Annotated in this window: 34 protein-coding genes; all 34 read right to left on the bottom strand. The window is 66.7% G+C overall.

Going from position 1 to position 21,780, the window contains the following annotated elements:
* Positions 1-52 precede the first annotated feature (52 nt).
* Complete coding sequence (gene rpsK / locus BKA24_RS03990; protein WP_018171470.1) at positions 53-451, bottom strand: 30S ribosomal protein S11; 399 nt, start codon at positions 449-451, stop codon at positions 53-55.
* A gap of 34 nt (positions 452-485) precedes the next feature.
* The gene (gene rpsM, locus BKA24_RS03985; RefSeq protein WP_184215390.1) at positions 486-860 is read right to left on the bottom strand and encodes a 30S ribosomal protein S13; all 375 of its coding nucleotides are present in this window, start codon (positions 858-860) and stop codon (positions 486-488) included.
* Positions 861-1,008: 148 nt separating this feature from the next.
* Entirely contained in the window at positions 1,009-1,125 is a 117-nt protein-coding gene (rpmJ, locus tag BKA24_RS03980) for a 50S ribosomal protein L36 (protein WP_005050492.1), read from the bottom strand.
* Between the two features lie 66 nt (positions 1,126-1,191).
* The gene (gene infA / locus BKA24_RS03975) at positions 1,192-1,413 is read right to left on the bottom strand and encodes a translation initiation factor IF-1 (protein ID WP_017201569.1); all 222 of its coding nucleotides are present in this window, start codon (positions 1,411-1,413) and stop codon (positions 1,192-1,194) included.
* A 143-nt stretch (positions 1,414-1,556) separates the two neighbouring features.
* Positions 1,557-2,234, bottom strand: a complete 678-nt coding sequence (locus BKA24_RS03970) for a DsbA family protein (RefSeq protein WP_184215387.1) — start codon at positions 2,232-2,234, stop codon at positions 1,557-1,559.
* An 11-nt stretch (positions 2,235-2,245) separates the two neighbouring features.
* The gene (gene map / locus BKA24_RS03965) at positions 2,246-3,079 is read right to left on the bottom strand and encodes a type I methionyl aminopeptidase (RefSeq protein ID WP_184215384.1); all 834 of its coding nucleotides are present in this window, start codon (positions 3,077-3,079) and stop codon (positions 2,246-2,248) included.
* Positions 3,079-3,672, bottom strand: a complete 594-nt coding sequence (locus BKA24_RS03960) for an adenylate kinase (protein ID WP_184215381.1) — start codon at positions 3,670-3,672, stop codon at positions 3,079-3,081. Before BKA24_RS03960 ends, map begins: the two co-directional genes overlap by 1 nt.
* Positions 3,669-4,994: a preprotein translocase subunit SecY gene (gene secY, locus BKA24_RS03955; RefSeq protein ID WP_184215378.1), complete on the bottom strand. Its 1,326-nt coding sequence runs from the start codon at positions 4,992-4,994 to the stop codon at positions 3,669-3,671. Before secY ends, BKA24_RS03960 begins: the two co-directional genes overlap by 4 nt.
* A 101-nt stretch (positions 4,995-5,095) precedes the next feature.
* On the bottom strand, positions 5,096-5,659 hold the full coding sequence (gene rplO, locus BKA24_RS03950; protein WP_184215376.1) for a 50S ribosomal protein L15: 564 nt from the start codon (positions 5,657-5,659) through the stop codon (positions 5,096-5,098).
* Positions 5,659-5,844, bottom strand: coding sequence for a 50S ribosomal protein L30 (rpmD, locus tag BKA24_RS03945; protein ID WP_020098644.1), 186 nt, complete (start codon positions 5,842-5,844; stop codon positions 5,659-5,661). Before rpmD ends, rplO begins: the two co-directional genes overlap by 1 nt.
* Entirely contained in the window at positions 5,844-6,527 is a 684-nt protein-coding gene (rpsE, locus tag BKA24_RS03940) for a 30S ribosomal protein S5 (protein WP_184215373.1), read from the bottom strand. The genes rpmD and rpsE overlap by 1 nt, the downstream gene beginning before the upstream one ends.
* Positions 6,524-6,883: a 50S ribosomal protein L18 gene (gene rplR, locus BKA24_RS03935; protein WP_184215370.1), complete on the bottom strand. Its 360-nt coding sequence runs from the start codon at positions 6,881-6,883 to the stop codon at positions 6,524-6,526. The genes rpsE and rplR overlap by 4 nt, the downstream gene beginning before the upstream one ends.
* Positions 6,884-6,885: 2 nt before the next feature.
* Positions 6,886-7,422 carry a 50S ribosomal protein L6 gene (gene rplF, locus BKA24_RS03930; protein ID WP_184215367.1) on the bottom strand — a complete coding sequence of 179 codons (537 nt, stop codon included), beginning with the start codon at positions 7,420-7,422 and terminating at the stop codon, positions 6,886-6,888.
* A gap of 6 nt (positions 7,423-7,428) precedes the next feature.
* Entirely contained in the window at positions 7,429-7,827 is a 399-nt protein-coding gene (rpsH, locus tag BKA24_RS03925; RefSeq protein WP_184215364.1) for a 30S ribosomal protein S8, read from the bottom strand.
* Between the two features lie 133 nt (positions 7,828-7,960).
* Positions 7,961-8,551, bottom strand: a complete 591-nt coding sequence (gene rplE / locus BKA24_RS03920) for a 50S ribosomal protein L5 (protein WP_184215361.1) — start codon at positions 8,549-8,551, stop codon at positions 7,961-7,963.
* A gap of 2 nt (positions 8,552-8,553) precedes the next feature.
* On the bottom strand, positions 8,554-8,913 hold the full coding sequence (gene rplX / locus BKA24_RS03915; RefSeq protein WP_184215358.1) for a 50S ribosomal protein L24: 360 nt from the start codon (positions 8,911-8,913) through the stop codon (positions 8,554-8,556).
* A gap of 2 nt (positions 8,914-8,915) precedes the next feature.
* Positions 8,916-9,284, bottom strand: coding sequence for a 50S ribosomal protein L14 (rplN, locus tag BKA24_RS03910; protein ID WP_184215355.1), 369 nt, complete (start codon positions 9,282-9,284; stop codon positions 8,916-8,918).
* A gap of 3 nt (positions 9,285-9,287) precedes the next feature.
* A complete protein-coding gene (gene rpsQ, locus BKA24_RS03905; RefSeq protein WP_184215352.1) occupies positions 9,288-9,614 on the bottom strand; it encodes a 30S ribosomal protein S17 in 327 nt (108 codons plus the stop codon).
* Positions 9,614-9,928 (bottom strand): 50S ribosomal protein L29, encoded by a 315-nt coding sequence (rpmC, locus tag BKA24_RS03900; RefSeq protein WP_184215349.1) that lies wholly within the window; start codon positions 9,926-9,928, stop codon positions 9,614-9,616. The genes rpsQ and rpmC overlap by 1 nt, the downstream gene beginning before the upstream one ends.
* Entirely contained in the window at positions 9,928-10,347 is a 420-nt protein-coding gene (gene rplP / locus BKA24_RS03895; protein WP_184215346.1) for a 50S ribosomal protein L16, read from the bottom strand. The genes rpmC and rplP overlap by 1 nt, the downstream gene beginning before the upstream one ends.
* On the bottom strand, positions 10,347-11,105 hold the full coding sequence (gene rpsC / locus BKA24_RS03890) for a 30S ribosomal protein S3 (protein WP_184215343.1): 759 nt from the start codon (positions 11,103-11,105) through the stop codon (positions 10,347-10,349). Before rpsC ends, rplP begins: the two co-directional genes overlap by 1 nt.
* Positions 11,105-11,503, bottom strand: coding sequence for a 50S ribosomal protein L22 (rplV, locus tag BKA24_RS03885; RefSeq protein ID WP_184215339.1), 399 nt, complete (start codon positions 11,501-11,503; stop codon positions 11,105-11,107). Before rplV ends, rpsC begins: the two co-directional genes overlap by 1 nt.
* Positions 11,504-11,543: 40 nt before the next feature.
* A complete protein-coding gene (gene rpsS / locus BKA24_RS03880; RefSeq protein ID WP_018187348.1) occupies positions 11,544-11,825 on the bottom strand; it encodes a 30S ribosomal protein S19 in 282 nt (93 codons plus the stop codon).
* Positions 11,826-11,837: 12 nt separating this feature from the next.
* A complete protein-coding gene (rplB, locus tag BKA24_RS03875) occupies positions 11,838-12,677 on the bottom strand; it encodes a 50S ribosomal protein L2 (RefSeq protein ID WP_184215336.1) in 840 nt (279 codons plus the stop codon).
* A 24-nt stretch (positions 12,678-12,701) separates the two neighbouring features.
* Positions 12,702-12,998: a 50S ribosomal protein L23 gene (gene rplW, locus BKA24_RS03870; protein WP_184215333.1), complete on the bottom strand. Its 297-nt coding sequence runs from the start codon at positions 12,996-12,998 to the stop codon at positions 12,702-12,704.
* Complete coding sequence (gene rplD, locus BKA24_RS03865) at positions 12,995-13,657, bottom strand: 50S ribosomal protein L4 (RefSeq protein ID WP_184215331.1); 663 nt, start codon at positions 13,655-13,657, stop codon at positions 12,995-12,997. The genes rplW and rplD overlap by 4 nt, the downstream gene beginning before the upstream one ends.
* Before the next feature lie 2 nt (positions 13,658-13,659).
* Positions 13,660-14,319, bottom strand: a complete 660-nt coding sequence (rplC, locus tag BKA24_RS03860) for a 50S ribosomal protein L3 (protein ID WP_184215328.1) — start codon at positions 14,317-14,319, stop codon at positions 13,660-13,662.
* An 11-nt stretch (positions 14,320-14,330) separates the two neighbouring features.
* Complete coding sequence (rpsJ, locus tag BKA24_RS03855; RefSeq protein ID WP_018171443.1) at positions 14,331-14,639, bottom strand: 30S ribosomal protein S10; 309 nt, start codon at positions 14,637-14,639, stop codon at positions 14,331-14,333.
* Between the two features lie 435 nt (positions 14,640-15,074).
* Positions 15,075-15,290, bottom strand: coding sequence for an Rv0909 family putative TA system antitoxin (locus BKA24_RS03850; RefSeq protein ID WP_184215325.1), 216 nt, complete (start codon positions 15,288-15,290; stop codon positions 15,075-15,077).
* A gap of 164 nt (positions 15,291-15,454) precedes the next feature.
* Positions 15,455-16,645 carry an elongation factor Tu gene (tuf, locus tag BKA24_RS03845; protein WP_184215322.1) on the bottom strand — a complete coding sequence of 397 codons (1,191 nt, stop codon included), beginning with the start codon at positions 16,643-16,645 and terminating at the stop codon, positions 15,455-15,457.
* A gap of 147 nt (positions 16,646-16,792) precedes the next feature.
* Positions 16,793-18,907, bottom strand: coding sequence for an elongation factor G (gene fusA, locus BKA24_RS03840; protein ID WP_184215320.1), 2,115 nt, complete (start codon positions 18,905-18,907; stop codon positions 16,793-16,795).
* An 81-nt stretch (positions 18,908-18,988) separates the two neighbouring features.
* Positions 18,989-19,459 carry a 30S ribosomal protein S7 gene (gene rpsG / locus BKA24_RS03835; protein WP_184215316.1) on the bottom strand — a complete coding sequence of 157 codons (471 nt, stop codon included), beginning with the start codon at positions 19,457-19,459 and terminating at the stop codon, positions 18,989-18,991.
* Positions 19,460-19,464: 5 nt separating this feature from the next.
* The gene (rpsL, locus tag BKA24_RS03830; RefSeq protein WP_018171438.1) at positions 19,465-19,833 is read right to left on the bottom strand and encodes a 30S ribosomal protein S12; all 369 of its coding nucleotides are present in this window, start codon (positions 19,831-19,833) and stop codon (positions 19,465-19,467) included.
* Between the two features lie 289 nt (positions 19,834-20,122).
* Positions 20,123-21,754, bottom strand: coding sequence for a DUF5684 domain-containing protein (locus tag BKA24_RS03825; protein ID WP_184215313.1), 1,632 nt, complete (start codon positions 21,752-21,754; stop codon positions 20,123-20,125).
* Positions 21,755-21,780: the final 26 nt, after the last annotated feature.

Genomic DNA, 21,780 nt, shown 5'->3' with positions numbered 1-21,780 from the left:
GATGCCGGGGCCGCGCAGTGCTGCGCAGCTCACCGGCATCCGTGAAAAGCGATCAGACGCGGCGACGCTTCGGGGGGCGGCAGCCGTTGTGAGCCTGGGGGGTGACGTCCTGGATGGAGCCCACCTCGAGGCCGGCGGCCGTCAGCGAACGGATCGCGGTCTCGCGGCCCGAGCCGGGGCCCTTGACGAAGACGTCGACCTTCTTGACGCCGTGCTCCTGCGCCTGACGCGCAGCGGACTCGGCGGCCATGCCGGCGGCGTACGGGGTCGACTTGCGCGAGCCCTTGAAGCCGACGCCACCCGAGGAGGCCCAGCTGATGACGGCGCCCGACGGGTCGGTGATCGAAACGATCGTGTTGTTGAACGTCGACTTGATGTGGGCCTGGCCCAGCGCGATGTTCTTCTTCTCCTTGCGGCGCGGCTTGCGCGCTGCGGACTTGGCCTGTGCCATGTGCGTGTTCTCCTAAACCTGTGGCGGCCGCGCTTTAGCGCGCCTTCTTCTTGCCGGCGACGGTGCGCTTGGGACCCTTGCGGGTACGCGCGTTGGTCTTCGTGCGCTGACCGCGCACGGGGAGGCCACGACGGTGGCGGATGCCCTCGTACGAGCCGATCTCGACCTTGCGGCGGATGTCAGCGGCGACCTCGCGGCGAAGGTCACCCTCCACCTTGTAGGTGCCTTCGATGTGGTCGCGGAGGGCCACGAGCTGCTCGTCGGTGAGGTCCTTGACGCGGATCGACTCGTCGATTCCGGTGGAGCCGAGGATCTCGACGGAGCGGGTACGGCCGATGCCGTAGATGTAGGTGAGGGCGATCACCACGCGCTTGTCGCGCGGGATGTCAACGCCGGCAAGACGTGCCATGCGATGTCTCCTAGGAGTCGGTGGAGGTGTGGAGCAGGATCGGTGCCCGGGCCTCCGACCCGAGGTGTCCCCCGCAGTGCGGGTTCTGATCCTGCCGTTGTGTGTATTGAGTTATGAGCCTGCGGGGCCGCGCGGACGCGGCATCCGATCAGCCCTGGCGCTGCTTGTGACGCGGGTTCGACTTGCAGATGACCATGACGCGACCGTGGCGGCGGATGACCTTGCAGTGGTCGCAGATGGGCTTGACGGAGGGGTTGACCTTCATGATTTTCCTGATTCGCTGTCTTCGCCGACGCGCCTGACGGCACGGGGCGTTACTTCTCGACCGGTCTCAGCGGTAGCGGTAGACGATGCGACCGCGGGTGAGGTCGTAGGGCGACAGCTCCACGACGACGCGGTCCTCGGGGATGATGCGGATGTAGTTCTGCCGCATCTTGCCGGAGATCGTGGCGAGGACCTTGTGACCGTTGCTCAGCTCGACGCGGAACATCGCGTTCGGCAGAGCCTCGGAGATCACACCTTCGATCTCGATGACACCGTCTTTCTTCGCCATACGCTCGCTTACAGTTGTGCAGACCGGTCGGTCTGCGGTGGGTGGGGATGTGTCGGTGACACGCCGAGAAAGGCGCAAGGCACCAAAGATTCAGTGTACGTGATATTTTCCCGACCCGCCACTCGGGCGCGTCGGATTCGGCGTCACTGCGAGGTGAGGTTGGCGAGGATGTCGACCTCGGGGTCGAACGTCACCTGCACCAGTTCGTCGTTGACCTTCAGGGTCGGCGTTCCGGACGCGCCCTCCGGCAGCTCCTGCGACTTCGCGAACTCGATGAACTCGTGGTCGAGGATCGCCGATTCGAGATCAGCGGTCACATCCACACCGGCATCCTTCGCCAGCTGCACGAGCTCCTCGTCGGTCATGCCGGCGGTCTGCTCGGCCGGCTGCTCCTCGAACAGGGCGCGGAAGAAGGAGTAGGCGTTCTCGGGGTCGGCGTCGGCGACGGCGTACATCGCCGAGGCGGCACGACTCGAGTACTCGGTGCCCTGCGAGAGGCGGTCGAGGATCGACACGGGGTACACCTCGAGGGTCACGCTGCCGTCGTCGACGAGCTCGGCGATCGTCTTGCCCTCGGTCTCTTCGAACTGACCGCAGTAGGGGCACATGAAGTCGACCCAGGTGGCGACCGTGTCGGGTCCGTCGCCGAAGGTGATCGCCCCGGTCTCCTGATCGATGCCGCTCGAGGCGGGGACGGGACCCGGCGCGCTCGCGCTGTTGTTCATCCAGACGACCAGTCCGACGACGACGGCCAGAACGGCCACCACCGCCACGCTGACCCAGACGGCGAACCAGTTCGTCTTCCCCGCAGCCGCGGTCATGCTCGTACCCCTCAGTCGATCGGAACGGGTGTGACACCGAACGCGGCGAGTCCTGCGGCTCCGCCGTCCGCGGCGGTCAGGACCCAGATACCTCCATCGTGCACCGCGACGCTATGTTCCCAATGGGAGCCGTCGCTGCCGTCCACGGTCGAGACCGTCCAGTCGTCGTCCTCGACGAGGGTCGCCTCATCGCCGCCGACCACCATCGGCTCGATCGCGACACACAGGCCGGGGCGCACCTCGGGCCCGAGATCGGCGACGCGGTAGTTGAAGACCGTGGGCCCCTCGTGCATCTTGCGGCCGATGCCGTGCCCGACGTAGTCGCGGAGGATGCCGTACCCCTCCCCCGACGCCTCGATGTGCGTCTGCACGGCGTCGCCGATCTCACCGACGCGCGACGCGGAGGCGAGCGCGGCAATGCCGGCCCACAGCGAACCCTCGGTCACCTCGGAGAGGCGCTGACGGGCGGCGACCAGCTCGGGCCGGTTCGGGTCGGGGACGACGAGGGTGATCGCCGAGTCGCCGTTCCAGCCGCGGAACTGCGCGCCGCAGTCGATGGAGACGATGTCGCCGGGCTGGAGGATCCGCTCCCCCGGGATGCCGTGCACCACCTGCTCGTTGACCGAGATGCACGTGGTGTGACGGTACCCGCGCACGAGCTGGAAGTTCGACTCCGCGCCGCGCGAGACGATGACGTCGTGGGCGATCGCGTCGAGTTCGAGGGTCGACGCGCCCGCGACGGCCGCCGGGCGGACAGCGTCGAGGGCGGCCGCGGTGATGAGCCCGGGCTCGACCATCGCGCGAAGCTGCGCGGGCGTCTTGTACAGGGAGCGGCGGAAAGCCATCAGGCGGTGATGCCGCGCGCGGCGAGGGCCGCGACGATGCGCTCGGTGATCTCGTCGAGCGAGCCCACCCCATCGATCTCGTCGACGACGCCGCGCTCGCGGTACACGTCGAGGATCGGCGCCGTCTCCGACTCGTAGATGGCCAGACGCTTGGCGATCGATTCCTCGTTGTCGTCGGCACGACCCTGCTCCTTCGCGCGCAGCGACAGGCGCGAGATCGACTCCTCGCGCGGCACCGAGAGCTCGATGACGGCCGTCAGCGGCTCGCCGCGGGCGTCGAGGAACGCGTCGAGGTCGCCGACCTGACCGAGGTTGCGCGGGTACCCGTCGAGCAGGAACCCTGCCGCGGCATCCGCCTGCTCGAGACGATCACGCACGATCTCGCTGGTCAGCTCGTCGGGAACCAGATCGCCGGCGTCGATGATCGCCTTGACCTTCAGGCCCAGCTCGGTGCCCTCCTTGACGTTCGCGCGGAACACGTCGCCGGTCGAGACCGCCGGGATCCCGAGCGCCTCTGCGATGCGGGCACCCTGGGTGCCCTTGCCGGAGCCCTGGGGCCCGATGATCAGGAGGCGAGCGGGAGTCGACGTCATCGCAGGAGTCCTTCGTAGTGTCGCTGCTGGAGCTGGGCGTCGATCTGCTTCACGGTCTCGAGACCGACACCGACGATGATGAGGATCGAGGCGCCGCCGAACGGGAAGTTCTGGTTGGCACCGACCGTCGCCAGCGCGATGAGCGGAAGCAGAGCGATGAGGCCGAGGTAGATCGAGCCGGGCAGCGTGATGCGCGTCAGCACGTAGTCGAGGTACTCGGCCGTGGGGCGACCGGCACGGATGCCGGGGATGAACCCGCCGTACTTCTTCATGTTGTCGGCGACCTCGACCGGGTTGAACGTGATCGCGACGTAGAAGTAGGTGAACCCGATGATCAGGAGGAAGTACACCGCCATGTACAGCGGGTGGTCACCGGTGGTGAAGTTCGTCTGAATCCAGGAGACCCACTCGGGCACAGAGCCATCCGCCGCCGGGTTCGCGTTGAACTGCGCGATGAGGGCGGGGATGTACAGCAGCGACGAGGCGAAGATGACGGGCACGACGCCGGCCATGTTGACCTTGATCGGGATGTACGTGTTCGTGCCGCCGAGGGTGCGACGCCCGACCATGCGCTTGGCGTACTGCACGGGCACACGGCGCTGGGACTGCTCGACGAAGACGACGAGGGCGACCGTCACGATGCCGACGGCGAGCACGAGGAGGAAGATCTCGAAGCTGCGGGCGACCGCGATGGCCCAGAGCGCCGACGGGAAGGTCGCGGCGATCGAGGTGAAGATGAGCAGCGACATGCCGTTGCCGATGCCGCGCTCGGTGATGAGCTCGGCCATCCACATGATGAGGCCGGTGCCGGCGGTCATCGTCACGATCATGAGCAGCTGCGCCCACCAGGCCTCGTCGGTGAGGAGCTGCTCGCACTCGGCGATGCCGGTGATGCCGAAGAGCTGGCCCGAACGGGCGACGGTCACCAGCGTGGTCGACTGCAGCAGCGCGAGGGCGATGGTGAGGTAGCGCGTGTACTGGGTGAGCTTGGCCTGACCGGCCTGGCCCTCCTTGTACAGCGTCTCGAAGTGCGGGATCACGACGCGCAGGAGCTGCACGATGATCGTCGCGGTGATGTAGGGCATCACACCGAGCGCGAAGATCGACAGCTGCAGCAGGGCGCCGCCCGAGAAGAGGTTCACGAGCGAGAGCAGGCCCTCGGTCGAACCCGACTGCGCGAGGCAGGACTGGACGTTCGGGAAGTCGACGAACGGCGTCGGGATGTGCGCGCCGAAGCGGTAGATCGCGATGATGCCGAGCGTGAAGCCGATCTTCCGACGCAGATCCGGAGTGCGGAAGACCCGCGCGATGGCGCTGAACAAGGGGATTTCCTCCAGTGGGATGCCGGGCGCGTCGGGGCGCGCCGCATTCCAACATACGGCAACAGGGGCCGGAGGTGATCCTCCGGCCCCTGCCGACGCGATTACTTGATCGAACCGCCCGCGGCGACGATCTTCTGCTCGGCAGAACCCGAGACCTTGTCGACCGACACCGTCAGCGCGACCGAGATGTCGCCGGTGCCGAGCACCTTGACCTTCTCGTTCTTGCGAACGGCGCCCTTCGCGACGAGGTCACCCACGGTGACGTCGCCACCGGTCGGGTACAGCTCGGCGAGCTTGTCGAGGTTGACCACCTGGTACTCGACGCGGAACGGGTTCTTGAACCCGCGCAGCTTCGGCGTACGCATGTGGAGGGGCATCTGCCCACCCTCGAAGCCGACCTTGACCTGGTAGCGGGCCTTGGTTCCCTTGGTACCGCGACCCGAGGTCTTACCCTTGGAGCCCTCACCGCGACCGACACGGGTCTTGGCGACGTTGGCACCGGGGACCGGGCGCAGGTGGTGGACCTTCAGCACGCCGGGGCGCGAGGCCGGGGCGTCCTTCTTGGCGGCGGGCTTCGCAGCCGCCTTGGGTGCTGCCTTCTTGGCAGCGGGCTTCTTCGCGGGAGCGGCGACGGCCTCAGCCGTCTCGTCCTTCTTCTCAGCCATCAGTCGATCTCCTCAACCTTCACGAGGTGCGCGACGGTCTTGATGTAACCGCGCGTCTGCGCGTCATCGGGACGAACGACGGAGTCGTTGATCCGCTTCAGACCGAGCGAACGCAGCGTGTCACGCTGGTTCTGCTTCTCGCTCACCTTGGACTTGACCTGGGTCACCTTCAGACGGGCGGCCATCATGCACCAACCTTCGCAGCCTTGGCAGCCTCGGCCTCGGCACGGACCAGACGAGCAGGGGCGACCTGGTCGAAGTCCAGGCCACGGCGCGCGGCAACCGCACGGGGCTCCTCGAGCTGCTTCAGCGCCTCGACGGTCGCGTGCACGATGTTGATCGTGTTCGACGAGCCGAGCGACTTCGACAGCACATCGTGGATACCGGCGCACTCGAGCACGGCGCGGACCGGGCCACCGGCGATAACACCGGTACCGGCAGCGGCCGGACGCAGCAGCACCACACCAGCGGCGGCCTCACCCTGCACGGGGTGCGGGATGGTCGAGCCGACGCGGGGCACGCGGAAGAAGTTGCGCTTGGCCTCTTCGACACCCTTCGAGATGGCGAGGGGGACCTCACGCGCCTTGCCGTAGCCGACGCCGACGAGACCGTTGCCATCGCCCACGACGACGAGCGCCGTGAAGCTGAAGCGACGACCGCCCTTGACGACCTTCGACACGCGGTTGATCGTGACGACGCGCTCGAGGAACTGGTTGTCGCCGCGGTCGCGCGAGTTGCGGTCTCCGCGGGTCTGGCTGCGCTCGCGACCACCGCGGCGCGGCTCACGCTCGCGCTCGGCGGGTGCCTCTGCGGCAGCCGTGGTGGGCTGCTCGGTCGCAGTCACTTCGTTCTCCTTGTTCTCGGTCACAGGTTCAGACCTCCTTCGCGAGCGCCATCGGCGATCGCTGCGACGCGGCCCGCGTAGCGGTTGCCACCACGGTCGAACACGACGTCGGAGACGCCGACGGCCTTGGCGCGCTCGGCCACGAGCTCGCCGACCTTGCGTGCCTTCGCGGTCTTGTCACCGTCGAACGAGCGCAGGTCGACCTCGAGGGTCGAAGCGGATGCCACGGTGAAGCCCTTGCTGTCGTCGACCAGCTGGACGAAGACGTGACGGGCGGAGCGGGTCACAACGAGGCGCGGACGCGACTCGGTGCCCACGATCTTCTTGCGAAGACGGGCGTGACGACGCGAACGGGCGTCGGACTTGCTCTTCAGAGCCATGGTTACTTACCACTCTTTCCGGCCTTGCGGCGCACGACCTCGCCCGCGTACCGCACACCCTTGCCCTTGTACGGCTCGGGCTTGCGGATCTTGCGGATGTTGGCGGCGGCCTCACCGACGGCCTGCTTCGAGATACCGGCGACGGTGACCTTGTTGTTGCCCTCGACCGTGAGCGTGATGCCCTCGGGGGCCTCGACCAGAACGGGGTGCGAGAAGCCGAGTGCGAACTCGACCGCCGTGCCCTTCTGAGCGACGCGGTAACCGGTGCCGACGACCTCGAGGCCCTTGGTGTAGCCCTGCGTCACGCCGATGATGTTGTTGTTGATCAGGGTGCGGGTGAGCCCGTGGAGAGCGCGGGACTCGCGCTCGTCGTCGGGACGCGAGACGAGAACCTGGTTCTCCTCGACCGCAACCTCGATGGGCCGTGCAACGGTGAGCGCGAGCTCGCCCTTGGGGCCCTTGACAGCGACGTCCTGGCCGGAGACCGTGACGGTCACGCCGGAGGGGATGTCGATGGGAAGTCGTCCAATACGCGACATGTCAGATCACCACACGTAGGCGAGGACTTCCCCGCCGACGCCCTTCTGCTCAGCCTGGCGGTCCGTGAGGAGGCCAGAGGAGGTGGACAGGATCGCCACACCCAGGCCGCCGAGGACCTTGGGGAGCTCGGTGGACTTCGCGTACACGCGGAGACCCGGCTTCGAGACGCGCTTGATGCCGGCGATCGACCGCTCGCGGTTCGGGCCGTACTTCAGCGTGAGGGTCAGGGTCTGGCCGACACGGGCGTCGGAGACCTCCCAGCCGGAGATGTAGCCCTCCGCCTGGAGGATCTCGGCGATGTGGGTCTTGAGCTTGGAGCTCGGCAGCGCGACGGAGTCGTGGTGCGCGGAGTTCGCGTTGCGCAGACGGGTCAGCAGATCTGCGACCGGGTCTGTCATCGTCATGAGTGTTGTCCTTTTGTCATGAGGTTTCGGATGCCGTTACACGACAGCCGACCTTCTATGAGTTGCGATATTCAGTTGTGCGCTCGTTCGGCCCCGGAGCACGCCCCGAGGCCGAACGATCGATTCTATCGGATTACGCCTGGGCGTCCGTCGCGGTGAACGGGAAGCCGAGGTGCTTCAGGAGCGCCCGACCCTCGGCATCCGTCTTCGCCGAAGTGACGATCGTGATGTCGAAGCCGCGGACGCGGTCGATCTTGTCCTGGTCGATCTCGTGGAAGACCGACTGCTCCTGCAGGCCGAACGTGTAGTTGCCGTTGCCGTCGAACTGCTTCGGCGACAGGCCGCGGAAGTCGCGGATGCGCGGCAGCGACAGGTTGACGAGACGGTCGACGAACTCCCATGCGCGGTCACCACGGAGGGTGACGTGGGCGCCGATGGCCTGGCCCTCGCGCAGCTTGAACTGCGCGATGGACTTGCGGGCCTTGGTGACGACGGGCTTCTGGCCGGTGATCTTGGTGAGGTCGTCGACCGCACCATCGATCACCTTGCTGTCGCGCGCAGCCTCACCGACACCGGTGTTGACGACGACCTTGACGAGACCGGGGATCTGCATGACGTTGGCGTAGCCGAACTCGTCCTGCAGGGCCTTCTTGATCTCGCCCTGGTACTTCTGCTTCAGGCGGGGCTGGATCTTGCCAGCCACCGCGGCAGTTGCGTTGCTCATATTCAGAGGTCCTTGCCGCTCTTCTTGGCGTAGCGGACGCGAACGGTGCGCTTGACGCCGTCCTTCGTCTGCTCCTCGACGCGGTGGCCGACACGGGTCGGCTTCTTGGTCGACGGGTCGACCAGCGCCACGTTGGAGATGTGGATCGGGGCTTCCATCGTCTCGATGCCGCCCGTCTTGGTGCCGCGCTGCGACTGGCCGACGCGGGTGTGCTTCGTGACGTAGTTCACGCCCTCCACAACGACGCGGTTCTGCTCGACCAGGATCTCGAGGACCTTGCCCTGCTTCCCGCGGTCGCCGCCCTTGTCCTGCTTGCGGCCGCTGATGACCTGAACCAGGTCACCCTTCTTGATGTTCGCCATGATCAGATGACCTCCGGGGCGAGCGAGACGATCTTCATGAACTTCTTGTCACGAAGCTCACGACCGACCGGTCCGAAGATGCGGGTGCCGCGGGGCTCCCCGTCGTTCTTCAGGATGACGGCGGCGTTCTCGTCGAACTTGATGTACGACCCGTCGGGACGACGGGTCTGCTTGACGGTGCGGACGATGACGGCCTTGACCACATCGCCCTTCTTGACGTTTCCGCCGGGGATCGCGTCCTTGACGGTCGCCACGATGATGTCACCGACACCGGCGTAACGGCGGTTCGAGCCGCCGAGCACGCGGATGGTGAGCAGCTCCTTGGCGCCGGTGTTGTCGGCGACCTTGAGGCGAGACTCGTTCTGGATCATTTCTTACTTCGCCTTCTCGAGAATCTCGACCAGGCGCCAGCGCTTGGTGGCGCTGAGCGGACGGGTCTCGTTGATGAGGACGAGGTCGCCGATGCCGGCGGTGTTCTGCTCGTCGTGAGCCTTCACCTTCGACGTGCGGCGGATGACCTTGCCGTAGAGGGGGTGCTTCACGCGGTCCTCGACCTCGACGACGATGGTCTTGTCCATCTTGTCGCTGACGACGTAGCCACGACGCGCCTTGCGGTAACCGCGGGCGTTCTCGTCACGGACATCGTGGGCGGCCGACTCGTGGCCGGCGACCTCAGCGGCAGCTGCCTTCTTCTCAGCCATCACTCGGCCTCTTCCTTCACGGCCTCGTCAGCGGCATCCGCCTTCTTGGCCTTGGTCTTCTTCGCCTTGGTGGCCGTCTCGACCGGAGCGGGCGTGGCACGGATGCCGAGCTCGCGCTCACGGATGACGGTGTAGAGCCGCGCGATGTCGCGCTTGACCGCACGGATGCGGCCGTGGCTCTCGAGCTGGCCGGTGGCCGACTGGAAGCGCAGGTTGAACAGCTCTTCCTTGGCCTTGCGCAGCTCCTCCACGAGGCGCTGGTCTTCGAACGTGTCCAGCTCGCTCGGGGCGAGCGTCTTGGTGCCGACAGCCATTACGCGTCGCCCTCCTCGCGCTTGATGATGCGTGCCTTCAGGGGCAGCTTGTGGATGGCACGGGTCAGGGCCTCACGAGCGAGTTCCTCGTTGACGCCCGCGACCTCGAAGAGGACGCGACCCGGCTTGACGTTGGCGACCCACCACTCGGGCGAACCCTTACCGGAACCCATGCGGGTTTCGGCCGGCTTCTTCGTGAGCGGACGGTCGGGGTAGATGTTGATCCACACCTTTCCGCCACGCTTGATGTGACGCGTCATGGCGATACGAGCGGACTCGATCTGACGGTTGGTCACGTAAGCGGGCGTGAGGGCCTGGATGCCGAACTCACCGAAGCTGACCTTGGTACCGCCGGTGGCGGCGCCGTCGCGCTTCGGGTGGTGCTGCTTGCGGTACTTGACCTTGCGGGGAATAAGCATCAGGCAGACGCTCCTTCTGCGACGGGGGCCTCGTTGCGACGGTCGTTGCGCGGGCCACGACGGTCGTCACGACGACGGTCCGACTTGGGCGCGTTGGCCTGCTCGCGAGCGAGCTCCTTGTTGGTGAGGTCGCCCTTGTAGATCCAGACCTTCACGCCGATGCGGCCGAAGGTGGTCTTCGCCTCGTAGAAGCCGTAGTCGATGTTCGCGCGCAGGGTGTGCAGGGGCACACGGCCTTCGCGGTAGAACTCCGAACGGCTCATCTCGGCGCCGCCGAGGCGGCCGGAGACCTGGATGCGGATGCCCTTGGCACCGGCACGCTGAGCGCCCTGCAGACCCTTGCGCATCGCGCGGCGGAACGCCACACGTGCGGAGAGCTGCTCGGCGATGCCCTGCGCGACCAGCTGAGCGTCGGCCTCGGGGTTCTTGACCTCGAGGATGTTCAGCTGGATCTGCTTGCCGGTGAGCTTCTCGAGGTCGGCGCGGATGCGCTCGGCCTCGGCGCCGCGGCGGCCGATCACGATGCCCGGGCGGGCGGTGTGGATGTCGACGCGAACGCGGTCACGCGTGCGCTCGATCTCGATGTTGCTCACGCCGGCACGGTCGAGCGACGTCGTCAGGAGACGACGGATCTTGACGTCCTCGGCCACGTAGTCGGCGTAACGCTGTCCGGGCTTGGTGGAGTCCGAGAACCAGCGCGACACGTGGTCGGTGGTGATGCCGAGGCGGAAGCCGTACGGGTTGACCTTCTGTCCCATTACTTGCTCGCCTTCTTGTCCTTGGCAGCCGCAGCCGACTCCGCGACCACGGGGGTCGAGAGCACAACCGTGATGTGGCTGGTGCGCTTCTTGATCTGGAACGCGCGACCCTGAGCGCGGGGCTGGAAACGCTTGAGCGTCGTGCCCTCGTCGACGTACGCGTTGGCCACGTACAGGTCCTGCTCGTCCAGGAACTCGTTGTCCTTGTCGGCCTTCACGCGAGCGTTGGCGACCGCCGAGGCGACGAGCTTGTAGATCGGCTCGCTGGCACCCTGGGGAGCGAACTTCAGGATGGCGAGAGCCTCCTGAGCCTGCTTGCCCTTGATGAGCGCGACGACACGACGAGCCTTCTGAGGGGTCACGCGGATGTGCTTCACGCGTGCGATGGATTCCACCATTTGTTCTCCTCCTCTTCCTCTCTCTGAGAGCGCCACCGCCTTAGCGGCGACGACCCTTCTTGTCGTCCTTCTCGTGGCCGCGGAAGGTGCGGGTGGGCGCGAACTCGCCCAGCTTGTGGCCGACCATGGTCTCGGACACGAACACGGGGATGTGCTTGCGTCCGTCGTGCACGGCGATCGTGTGACCCAGCATGGCCGGGATGATCATCGAACGACGCGACCAGGTCTTGATGACGTTCTTGGTGCCGGCTTCGTTCTGCGAGACGACCTTGCGAAGCAGGTGCTCGTCGACGAAGGGGCCCTTCTTAAGGCTGCGAGGCATCTTCCTCTACTCCTACTTCCGCTTCTTGCCGGCGTTGCGACGGCGAACGATCAACTTGTCGCTTTCCTTGTTGGGGTGGCGGGTACGACCCTCAGCCTGGCCCCAAGGAGTGACGGGGTGACGACCACCGGAGGTCTTACCCTCACCACCACCGTGCGGGTGGTCGACCGGGTTCATGGCGACACCACGGACGGTCGGGCGGACGCCCTTCCAGCGCTTGCGGCCGGCCTTGCCCCAGTTGATGTTCGACTGCTCGGCGTTGCCGACCTCGCCGATGGTCGCGCGGCAGCGCGCATCGACGTTGCGGATCTCGCCGGAGGGCAGACGCAGCTGGGCGTAGGGGCCGTCCTTTGCGACGAGGCGGACCGACGCACCGGCCGAACGCGCCATCTTCGCGCCGCCGCCGGGACGGAGCTCGATCGCGTGGATCACGGTACCGGTGGGGATGTTGCGCAGCGGCAGGTTGTTGCCGGGCTTGATGTCGGCGCCGGCACCCGACTCGACGATGTCACCCTGCGACAGCTTGTTCGGGGCGAGGATGTACCGCTTCTCGCCGTCGAAGTAGTGCAGCAGCGCGATACGCGCGGTGCGGTTGGGGTCGTACTCGATGTGAGCGACCTTGGCGTTGATGCCGTCCTTGTCGTTGCGACGGAAGTCGATCACGCGGTACTGGCGCTTGTGGCCACCACCGATGTGACGCGTCGTGATGCGGCCCTGGTTGTTGCGACCGCCGGTCTTCGCCAGCGGGCGAAGGAGCGACTTCTCGGGCGTCGATCGGGTGATCTCGGCGAAGTCGGCGACCGACGAACCGCGGCGACCCGGGGTCGTGGGCTTGTACTTGCGAATAGCCATGTCTCTAGTCCTCTATCCCAGCTGTCAGCCGACGGCCGTGAAGATGTCGATGGTGCCCGACTTCAGGGTCACGATGGCGCGCTTGGTGTCCTTGCGCTTACCGGTGCCGAAGCGGGTGCGGCGGGTCTTGCCCGGGCGGTTCAGCGTGTTCACCGAAGCGACCTTGACACCGAAGATCTTCTCGATGGCGAGCTTGATCTCGGTCTTGTCGGCACGGGGGTCCACGAGGAACGTGTACTTGCCCTCGTCGATGAGCCCGTAGCTCTTCTCGGAGACGACCGGCTTCAGGATGATGTCGCGCGGGTCCTTGTTGACGGTCATGCCGAGACCTCCTCGGTGGCGCCGGCCTTCGCAGCGACGAACGCGTCGTAGGCGGCCTTGGTGAAGACGATGTCGTCCGAGACGAGCACGTCGTATGCGTTGAGCTGGTCGAACGTCAGCACGTGCACGTACGCGAGGTTGCGGACGCTCTTGATGCTCAGCTCGTCGTCACGGGTGATGACGACCAGGACGTTCTTGGTCGGCGCGAGCGAGGCCAGGACCGTGGCGGCAGCCTTGGTCGAGGGAGCCCCTTCGATGCCGAACGAGTCGACGATGTGCAGGCGGCCACCGCGGTTACGGTCGCTGAGCGCGCCCAGCAGGGCGGCGGCGATCATCTTCTTGGGGGTGCGCTGCGAGTAGTTGCGCGGCTTGGGGCCGTGCACGATGCCACCACCGGTCATGTGCGGCGCGCGGATCGAGCCCTGACGGGCGTTACCCGTGCCCTTCTGCTTGAAGGGCTTGCGGCCGGCACCGGAGACCTCACCGCGACGCTTGGTCGAGTGGGTACCCTGGCGAGCCGCCGCGAGCTGCGCGACGACGACCTGGTGGATGAGGGGGATGTTCGTCTTGACGTCGAACAGCGCGGCGGGCAGCTCCACGGAGCCAGCCTTCTTGCCGTCTGCCTTCAGGACGTCGAGCGCGAGAGTCGAGTCAGCCATGATCAGGCACCCTTCACTGCGTTGCGGACGTAGACGATGCGGCCACGAGCACCGGGGACGGCGCCCTTGACGAGCAGCAGACCCTTCTCGGCGTCGACGGCGTGCACCGTGAGGTTGAGGACGGTCACGCGCTCGCCACCCATACGGCCGGCCATGCGCATGCCCTTGAAGACGCGGCTCGGGGTCGACGATGCGCCGATCGAACCGGGCTTGCGGTGGTTGCGGTGCGCACCGTGCGATGCCGAAACGCCCTTGAAGTTGTGGCGCTTCATGACACCCGCGGTGCCCTTGCCCTTGCTGGTGCCGACGACGTCGACCAGCTGGCCGGCCTCGAAGGTGGCGTCGACGGTGAGCTCCTGACCGAGTGAGTAGTCAGCGGCATCCGCCGTGCGCACCTCGGTGAGGTGGCGGCGAGGGGTCACGCCGGCAGCCTCGAAGTGGGCCGTCTGCGGCTTGTTGACCTTGCGCGGGTCGATCTGGCCGTACGCGATCTGAACCGCGTTGTAGCCGTCACGCTCGGGCGTGCGGACCTGGGTCACCACGTTGGGGGCGACCTCGATGACGGTGACGGGAACGAGCTTGCCGTTCTCGTCCCAGACCTGGGTCATGCCGAGCTTGGTGCCGAGCAGGCCCTTGGAAACCTTGGTGTTGATGTCAGCCATGATGATCGACCTCAGAGCTTGATCTCGATGTTGACGTCAGCCGGGAGGTCGAGGCGCATCAGCGAGTCGACGGCCTTGGGCGTCGGGTCGATGATGTCGATGAGGCGCTTGTGGGTGCGCATCTCGAAGTGCTCGCGGCTGTCCTTGTACTTGTGCGGCGAACGGATCACAGCGATCACGTTCTTCTCGGTCGGAAGGGGCACCGGGCCCACGACCGTCGCGCCCGCACGGGTCACGGTGTCGACGATTTTACGAGCCGACGAGTCGATGACCTCGTGGTCGTACGACTTCAGGCGAATGCGGATCTTCTGTCCCGCCATTGTTCACTCTCTTTCTCGCGTCTTACCTCGAGGGCATTGGACGCACGGGGCGCTTACGCGCCGGGCACTTCTCCCCGCCGTGAGGCGAGGGATGCGGCACCGCTGTTTTGATGTCAATCCGCGGGGCGACCCGCGGCATCCGTTCCCCCGAACGCACGCGTGCGGATCCGTTTCCGGGGTGGGGGTGGGATTGTGGTGTTCTGCTGCCCGCGGCCTAGGTCCGAGCACCTTCCCTGAAGAGGTGCCGCCGCCTATGCACTGCCCTGGCAGTGATCCCGCGCATGCGCGCAGGAATGTGGAACCTGTACAGTCTACGTGCCCGTCGGGCGTGTCGCAAACCCGGGCGTGTCGCGCGTCGTTTCGGGCGACGAGCCCGTTCGCCCAGACATGACGAAGGGGCTGGATGCCGCGGCATCCAGCCCCTGTCGAAGAGTCTTACTCGTTGCCGATCCGGCGGTCGACGTTGTCGCGCACGTCGTCGACCTTGGCGTCGACGGAGTCGGGCGCGACCTTCTTGACGAACTCCGCAGCGGCATCGAGGACCTTGTCACTGACACCCTCGGCCTGCTCGGACTTCAGCGTCTTGTCGATCTGGTCCTTGTGCTGCTCGAGAAAATCCTTGCCCTTGTTGACCACGTCGTCGATACCCATGGGTCTTCCTTCTTCCGTGTCTTCCGCCGCGCGATCGCCCGGCGCCGTCAGTCTAGGTCGACCCGCGGATCGCGCCCACCCCTTGCGCGAGGCGGGTACCTGCCTCACGGACGACGAAGGGGCCGGGCCCGAAGGCCCGACCCCTGTCGGTGAGTCCGAAGGACTTACTTGATGATCTTGGTCACCGTGCCGGCGCCGACGGTGCGGCCACCCTCACGGATCGCGAAGCCGAGTCCGTCTTCCATGGCGATGGGCTGGATGAGCTCCACCGTCATGTCCGTGGTGTCACCGGGCATGACCATCTCGGTGCCCTCGGGCAGCGAGATGACGCCGGTCACGTCCGTGGTACGGAAGTAGAACTGCGGGCGGTAGTTCGTGTAGAAGGGGTTGTGACGGCCACCCTCCTCCTTCGAGAGGATGTAGGCAGTGCCCTCGAAGTTGGTGTGCGGCGTAACCGAACCCGGCTTCACGACAACCTGGCCACGCTCGACGTCGTCGCGCTTGAGGCCGCGGAGGAGCAGACCACAGTTCTCGCCGGCCCAGGCCTCGTCGAGCTGCTTGTGGAACATCTCGATACCCGTGACCGTGGTCTTCTGCGTCGGGCGGATGCCGACGATCTCGACCTCGGAGTTGATGGCGAGGGTGCCACGCTCGGCGCGACCGGTGACGACCGTTCCACGACCGGTGATCGTGAAGACGTCCTCGATCGGCATGAGGAAGGGCTTGTCCTTGTCACGCACGGGGTCGGGGATGTTCTCGTCCGCGGCGTCCATGAGGTCGAGGATCGACTGGACCCACTTCTCGTCGCCCTCGAGAGCCTTGAGGCCCGAGACGCGGACGACCGGAGCGTCCTCAGCGAAGCCCTGCGATGCGAGGAGCTCCGAGACCTCGAGCTCGACGAGCTCCAGGATCTCCTCGTCCTCGACCATGTCGGCCTTGTTCAGCGCGACCATCAGGTACGGCACGCCGACCTGCTTGGCGAGCAGAACGTGCTCACGGGTCTGAGCCATCGGGCCGTCGGTGGCGGCGACCACGAGGATCGCGCCGTCCATCTGGGCAGCACCGGTGATCATGTTCTTGATGTAGTCAGCGTGACCCGGGGCGTCGACGTGTGCGTAGTGACGCTTCGGGGTCTCGTACTCGACGTGCGAGATGTTGATCGTGATACCACGCTGACGCTCTTCGGGAGCCGAGTCGATCGACGCGAAGTCACGCTGCACGTTGGTGGCCGACGGGAACTTGTCGGCGAGCACCTTCGAGATGGCAGCGGTGAGCGTGGTCTTGCCGTGGTCGACGTGACCGATCGTTCCGATGTTGACGTGCGGCTTGGTCCGCTCGAACTTGGCCTTGGCCACTGGGTCCTCCTCAGGACTGTCGTGTAGTCACCCGGGCGCTGGATTGCGACCGGGTTTCTACGGGGATGTTGTCAGTGTAGTTGACGTGTCGATATTCAGTTTGGGCGGATGCCGGGAGCCTGGCCCCCGGCATCCGTAAAGGCGGTGTTACTCGCCCTTGGTCTTCTGCACGATCTCGTCGGCCACCGCGCGCGGGACCTCGGAGTAGCTGTCGAACTCCATCGAGTAGACGGCGCGGCCCGAGGTCTTCGAGCGCAGGTCGCCGATGTAGCCGAACATCTCCGACAGCGGAACGAGGGCGCGGACGATCTTGATGCCGGCGCCGTCCTCCATCGACTGGATCTGGCCACGACGGGAGTTCAGGTCGCCGATCACGTCGCCCATGTACTCCTCGGGCGTACGCACCTCGACGGCCATCAGCGGCTCGAGCAGCACGGGACCGGCCTTGCGGACGGCCTCCTTGAAGCCCATGGAGCCGGCGATCTTGAACGCCATCTCGGACGAGTCGACATCGTGCGATGCACCGTCGGTCAGGATCGCCTTCACACCCACCATGGGGAAGCCGGCGAGCACGCCGACCTGCATGGCGTCCTGGAAGCCCTGGTTGGTGGGCTCGATGTACTCGCGCGGGATGCGGCCACCGGTGACCTTGTTCTCGAACTCGTACGTCTTGTCGGCCGTGACCTCGAGCGGCTCGATGCCGAACTGGATCTTGGCGAACTGACCCGAACCACCGGTCTGCTTCTTGTGCGTGTAGTCGTGACGCTCAACGGTCTTCTTGATCGTCTCGCGGTACGCGACCTGGGGCTTGCCGACGTTCGCCTCGACGCGGAACTCGCGCTTCATGCGGTCGACGAGGATGTCCAGGTGCAGCTCGCCCATGCCCTTGATGACCGTCTGACCGGTCTCGGGGTTGAGCTCGGTGCGGAAGGTCGGGTCCTCTTCGGCGAGCTTCTGGATCGCAAGACCCAGCTTCTCCTGGTCGGCCTTGGTCTTGGGCTCGATCGCGACCTCGATGACGGGCTCGGGGAACGTCATCGACTCGAGGACGACGGGCTCGGCCGGGTCGGCGAGGGTGTCACCGGTGGTGGTGTCCTTCAGACCGATGACGGCGTAGATGTTGCCCGCGGTGAGCGACTCGACCGGGTTCTCCTTGTTGGCGTGCATCTGGAAGATCTTCCCGATGCGCTCCTTCTTGCCCTTGGTCGAGTTGATGACCTGCGCACCCGAGTCGAGGTGACCCGAGTAGACGCGGATGTAGGTCAGGCGACCGAAGAACGGGTGCACCGCGACCTTGAACGCGAGAGCCGCGAAGGGGTCGTTCGCGTCGGGGTGACGCTCGATGACCTTCTCCTCGTCCTTCGGGTCGTGCGCCTCGATGGCGGGCACGTCGAGGGGCGAGGGGAGGTAGTCCACGACCGCGTCGAGCATCGGCTGCACACCGCGGTTCTTGAAGGCGGAGCCACAGAGAACCGGGTAGAGCTCGCCACCGACGGTCAGCTTGCGGATGGCGCCCTTGATCTCGGCCACCGAGAGCTCCTCGCCACCGAAGAACTTCTCGAGCAGGGCCTCGTCGCTCTCGGCGACCGTCTCCAGCAGCTGCTGGCGGTACTCCTCGGCGCGGTCCTTGAGGTCGGCGGGGATCTCCTGGACCTCGTACTTGGCGCCCATGGTCACGTCACCCTTGGCGTCGCCGGGCCAGACCAGTGCGCGCATCTCGACGAGGTCGATGACGCCGACGAAGTCGTTCTCGGCACCGATCGGGAGCTGCAGCACGAGCGGCTTGGCGCCGAGGCGCTTCACGATGGTGTCGACGGTGAAGTAGAAGTCGGCACCCAGCTTGTCCATCTTGTTGACGAAGCAGATGCGGGGGACGTCGTACTTGTCGGCCTGACGCCAGACGGTCTCGGACTGGGGCTCGACGCCCTCCTTGCCGTCGAAGACGGCGACAGCGCCATCGAGGACGCGGAGCGAGCGCTCCACCTCGACGGTGAAGTCGACGTGTCCGGGGGTGTCGATGATGTTGATCTGGTTCTTGTTCCAGAAGCAGGTCACGGCGGCGGACGTGATCGTGATGCCGCGCTCCTTCTCCTGCTCCATCCAGTCGGTCGTCGACGCGCCGTCGTGGGTCTCGCCCAGCTTGTGGTTGACACCCGTGTAGAAGAGGATGCGCTCGGTCGTCGTCGTCTTGCCGGCATCGATGTGCGCCATGATGCCGATGTTGCGGACCTTGTTGAGGTCGGTGAGCACTTCTTGTGCCACGGGGTGTCCTTTACGTGTGTGGTGCGGAGGTCGCGGGGTGACCGGCCGGCGGGGTGTGCCGACCGGTCACCGGGGCGCTGATTACCAGCGGTAGTGCGCGAAGGCGCGGTTCGACTCGGCCATCTTGTGGGTGTCTTCGCGGCGCTTGACCGCGGCACCGAGGCCGTTCGAGGCGTCGAGGATCTCGTTCTGGAGACGCTCGGTCATGGTCTTCTCACGACGACCCTTCGCGTACGAGACCAGCCAGCGCAGCGCGAGCGTGTTCGCGCGGTGCGGCTTGACCTCGACGGGAACCTGGTAGGTCGAGCCACCGACGCGGCGGCTCTTGACCTCGAGGGTGGGGCGAACGTTGTCGAGCGCCTTCTTCAGCGTCGCGACGGCGTCCTGGCCGTTCTTGGCCTCGACACCGCGGAGGGCGGTGTAGACGATCGCCTCGGCGATCGACTTCTTGCCGTCGACGAGGATCTTGTTCACGAGCTGGGTGACGATCGGTGCACCGTAGACCGGGTCGTTGACGACGACGCGGCGGGGTGCGGGTCCCTTACGAGGCATCTAACTCAACCCTTCTTCGCGCCGTAGCGGCTGCGAGCCTGCTTACGGTTCTTGACGGCCTGGGTGTCCAGGGCGCCACGGACGATCTTGTAACGCACACCGGGGAGGTCCTTCACACGACCACCACGGACCAGCACGAGCGAGTGCTCCTGCAGGTTGTGGCCCTCGCCGGGGATGTAGGCGGTGACCTCGGTGCCGTTGCGGAGCTTCACACGGGCGACCTTGCGCATGGCCGAGTTCGGCTTCTTGGGCGTGGTCGTGTACACGCGGGTGCAGACACCCGCCTGCTGCGGGTTCGCCTTCAGGGCGGGCGCCTTGGTCTTGGAGACCTTCGGCGAGCGACCCTTGCGAACCAACTGCTGAATGGTTGGCACGTTCTCTCCTTGTCGATCTGCGCTCGGCTCTCGCCTCGCACAGGTGCTGCACGGTGACAGCGTTCGTGGTTTCACCACAGATCCATCGGCACGCCGCGACCGCGACGGGCTGTGAGGTGATGGATATGCCGTGGGGGTGACCTGTTCGCAGGTCCTGTCCCTGTGTGACGCGTTCCGTGCATCCCGGTCGGCGCCGAGGCACGTCGCAGGGCGCGCATGTGCGCACACCCGATCAATGATACGCGGGATGACGGAGGCGGGTCAAACGCGCCCGAACTCTCCCGTACGATCAGCCGCCGAGGTCGACCCGCTGCAGTCGGAGTGAGGCGTCACCCAGCAGGAATCGCCCGTCGACCTCCATCTCGACGCCCGGCTCGAGCTCGATGTCGGTGCCGAGCAGACTCGGCAGCAGGACGCCGTTCGTCGAATGGAGGTCGACGATGAACCACACGTCGCCGCGGCGCTCGAGACGGGCGTGCGTCTTGGAGACGGTGCGCGTCGGATCGATGACGGTGACGAGCTGCGCCCGCGGCCGCTCCGGGTCGATCACGGGATGCCGCCCGAGGATGATGACGTCCGTCTCGAGCGGGATGGGCGCGCCCGAGGGCGGGAGGAGCTCCCACACTCCGCGCTTGCGCGGGACGATGACGGTCTGGTCGAGCTCATCGTCGAACTCCGTCTCCGCCTCCTCCGTCGCGGCGGCACGGCGTTCGTCCGCCCCGCGCTGCTGCGCGGACACCGAACTGATCGCCGACTTCGGCGCACCCGCCGCGGGCGAGCCGACGACGGCCGACACCTCCCCGGTCAGTTCGGGGAACACATCGCCCTCCTCCGGATCGGAGGAGGCGGGAGGCGGGAAGGGAGCCGGCAGACGCGTGACGGGCGCGGTCTCCGCCTGGCCGGCGTGGGCCTGCGCGGCCTCATCCTGGGAGGCCTGCGCCTGCCCGGCCGAGGTCTGACCGGGCACGCGGGAGATGATGCCCTCGTCTGCGGCCGACACCGGCGGGCTGACGAAGGGTCGTGCAGCGGCCGCGGAGCTCGGCGGGAATGGCGCGGGCGACACCGCCGACACCTCATCGATCTCGCCTTGCCATTCGCGGGTCGCGGGCGCGGCAGCCTCCGGAGGATTATCGCTCTCGTCGGGGGTCGCACCGGTGGGTTCGGGCTGATCCACGGATGCCGGCGGTGCGGCATCCGGCACGATCGACGCCGCCGCGGCATCCGCCTCGGGGCGAGCAGGAGCCGGATCGTGCGCTGCCGGCGCACGCGGAGCATCGGGCGGCGGCGGCGCCCACGGCTGCGGGGCGACGGAGGCGGGCTGCGCCGGCGCCGCGGGGTTCGGTCGCACGACAGGTGCCGTCGGCGTCACGGGGACGTCGCCGGGGGTGCTCGGCGGCGTCGCCGGAGCCGCGCCCGGCCATGCCGGCGGCGGGACGGCGGGACCCGCCGCACCCGACCAGCCCGTCGAGGGCGATGCGCTGAACGGCGCGTAAGGCGGTGAGGCGCCGGTCGGCGGAAGGGGCGCCGGTCGCGCGGCGGGACGCGCACCACGCCACGGCGCCGGCCCGAAGCCGAGGATCGTCGCCCACACCGGGAAAAGGAACGCGGCGAGCACGGTCATGCCTCCCCCGTACCCGAAGCCGGGGCTGAGGCGGTGGGCGGAGATCACGAGCAGCACCATGACGGCGATCTGTCCGGCGCCGGGGATCAGGGCGAACAGCACGAGCCAGGGGCTGAAGCCGCCCCACTTCAACACCGTCGCGATGTTGAGGAACGGCACCCAGCCGCGCCACGGCTCCTCCCCCATCTTCCGGAACATGGCGGACAGGGCGAGCGCGACCCATACGTACACACCCAGCACCAGCAGGAAGCTGAGCAGGCCCAGCACGGCATTCGCGGCGCCGTCGACACCCGTGTTCATGGGACCAACCCTAACGATGCGTGCGG

It is taken from the genome of Microbacterium marinum (genome assembly GCF_014204835.1).
In the GTDB taxonomy this organism is placed as follows: Bacteria; Actinomycetota; Actinomycetes; order Actinomycetales; family Microbacteriaceae; genus Microbacterium; species Microbacterium marinum.
Note: the sequence above shows the minus strand (reverse complement) of the source record. Positions and strands in the feature narration are given on the sequence as shown.

What these genes read in the sequence shown, in the direction of transcription:
- rpsC (WP_184215343.1), bottom strand. Translation starts at nt 11,105, where the DNA reads ATGGGACAGAAGGTCAACCCGTACGGCTTCCGCCTCGGCATCACCACC.
- rpsJ (WP_018171443.1), bottom strand. Translation starts at nt 14,639, where the DNA reads ATGGCGGGACAGAAGATCCGCATTCGCCTGAAGTCGTACGACCACGAG.
- rplW (WP_184215333.1), bottom strand. Translation starts at nt 12,998, where the DNA reads ATGACCGTCAACAAGGACCCGCGCGACATCATCCTGAAGCCGGTCGTC.
- rplE (WP_184215361.1), bottom strand. Translation starts at nt 8,551, where the DNA reads ATGAGCAACGCAACTGCCGCGGTGGCTGGCAAGATCCAGCCCCGCCTG.
- rpsH (WP_184215364.1), bottom strand. Translation starts at nt 7,827, where the DNA reads ATGACGATGACAGACCCGGTCGCAGATCTGCTGACCCGTCTGCGCAAC.
- rpsS (WP_018187348.1), bottom strand. Translation starts at nt 11,825, where the DNA reads ATGCCTCGCAGCCTTAAGAAGGGCCCCTTCGTCGACGAGCACCTGCTT.
- rplB (WP_184215336.1), bottom strand. Translation starts at nt 12,677, where the DNA reads ATGGCTATTCGCAAGTACAAGCCCACGACCCCGGGTCGCCGCGGTTCG.
- rplN (WP_184215355.1), bottom strand. Translation starts at nt 9,284, where the DNA reads ATGATCCAGAACGAGTCTCGCCTCAAGGTCGCCGACAACACCGGCGCC.
- rpmC (WP_184215349.1), bottom strand. Translation starts at nt 9,928, where the DNA reads ATGGCTGTCGGCACCAAGACGCTCGCCCCGAGCGAGCTGGACACGTTC.
- rpmD (WP_020098644.1), bottom strand. Translation starts at nt 5,844, where the DNA reads ATGGCCGCCCGTCTGAAGGTGACCCAGGTCAAGTCCAAGGTGAGCGAG.
- map (WP_184215384.1), bottom strand. Translation starts at nt 3,079, where the DNA reads ATGGCTTTCCGCCGCTCCCTGTACAAGACGCCCGCGCAGCTTCGCGCG.
- rplP (WP_184215346.1), bottom strand. Translation starts at nt 10,347, where the DNA reads ATGCTTATTCCCCGCAAGGTCAAGTACCGCAAGCAGCACCACCCGAAG.
- BKA24_RS03825 (WP_184215313.1), bottom strand. Translation starts at nt 21,754, where the DNA reads ATGAACACGGGTGTCGACGGCGCCGCGAATGCCGTGCTGGGCCTGCTC.
- rpsK (WP_018171470.1), bottom strand. Translation starts at nt 451, where the DNA reads ATGGCACAGGCCAAGTCCGCAGCGCGCAAGCCGCGCCGCAAGGAGAAG.
- rplX (WP_184215358.1), bottom strand. Translation starts at nt 8,913, where the DNA reads ATGGCGAACATCAAGAAGGGTGACCTGGTTCAGGTCATCAGCGGCCGC.
- BKA24_RS03960 (WP_184215381.1), bottom strand. Translation starts at nt 3,672, where the DNA reads ATGACGTCGACTCCCGCTCGCCTCCTGATCATCGGGCCCCAGGGCTCC.
- BKA24_RS03850 (WP_184215325.1), bottom strand. Translation starts at nt 15,290, where the DNA reads ATGGGTATCGACGACGTGGTCAACAAGGGCAAGGATTTTCTCGAGCAG.
- rplF (WP_184215367.1), bottom strand. Translation starts at nt 7,422, where the DNA reads ATGTCGCGTATTGGACGACTTCCCATCGACATCCCCTCCGGCGTGACC.
- rplO (WP_184215376.1), bottom strand. Translation starts at nt 5,659, where the DNA reads ATGGCTGAGAAGAAGGACGAGACGGCTGAGGCCGTCGCCGCTCCCGCG.
- rpsG (WP_184215316.1), bottom strand. Translation starts at nt 19,459, where the DNA reads ATGCCTCGTAAGGGACCCGCACCCCGCCGCGTCGTCGTCAACGACCCG.
- rpsM (WP_184215390.1), bottom strand. Translation starts at nt 860, where the DNA reads ATGGCACGTCTTGCCGGCGTTGACATCCCGCGCGACAAGCGCGTGGTG.
- rplR (WP_184215370.1), bottom strand. Translation starts at nt 6,883, where the DNA reads ATGGCTCTGAAGAGCAAGTCCGACGCCCGTTCGCGTCGTCACGCCCGT.
- BKA24_RS03970 (WP_184215387.1), bottom strand. Translation starts at nt 2,234, where the DNA reads ATGACCGCGGCTGCGGGGAAGACGAACTGGTTCGCCGTCTGGGTCAGC.
- rplV (WP_184215339.1), bottom strand. Translation starts at nt 11,503, where the DNA reads ATGGTGGAATCCATCGCACGCGTGAAGCACATCCGCGTGACCCCTCAG.
- infA (WP_017201569.1), bottom strand. Translation starts at nt 1,413, where the DNA reads ATGGCGAAGAAAGACGGTGTCATCGAGATCGAAGGTGTGATCTCCGAG.
- rpmJ (WP_005050492.1), bottom strand. Translation starts at nt 1,125, where the DNA reads ATGAAGGTCAACCCCTCCGTCAAGCCCATCTGCGACCACTGCAAGGTC.
- rpsQ (WP_184215352.1), bottom strand. Translation starts at nt 9,614, where the DNA reads ATGGCTGAGAAGAAGGCAGCTGCCGCTGAGGTCGCCGGCCACGAGTCG.
- rplC (WP_184215328.1), bottom strand. Translation starts at nt 14,319, where the DNA reads ATGGCTGACATCAACACCAAGGTTTCCAAGGGCCTGCTCGGCACCAAG.
- rplD (WP_184215331.1), bottom strand. Translation starts at nt 13,657, where the DNA reads ATGGCTGACTCGACTCTCGCGCTCGACGTCCTGAAGGCAGACGGCAAG.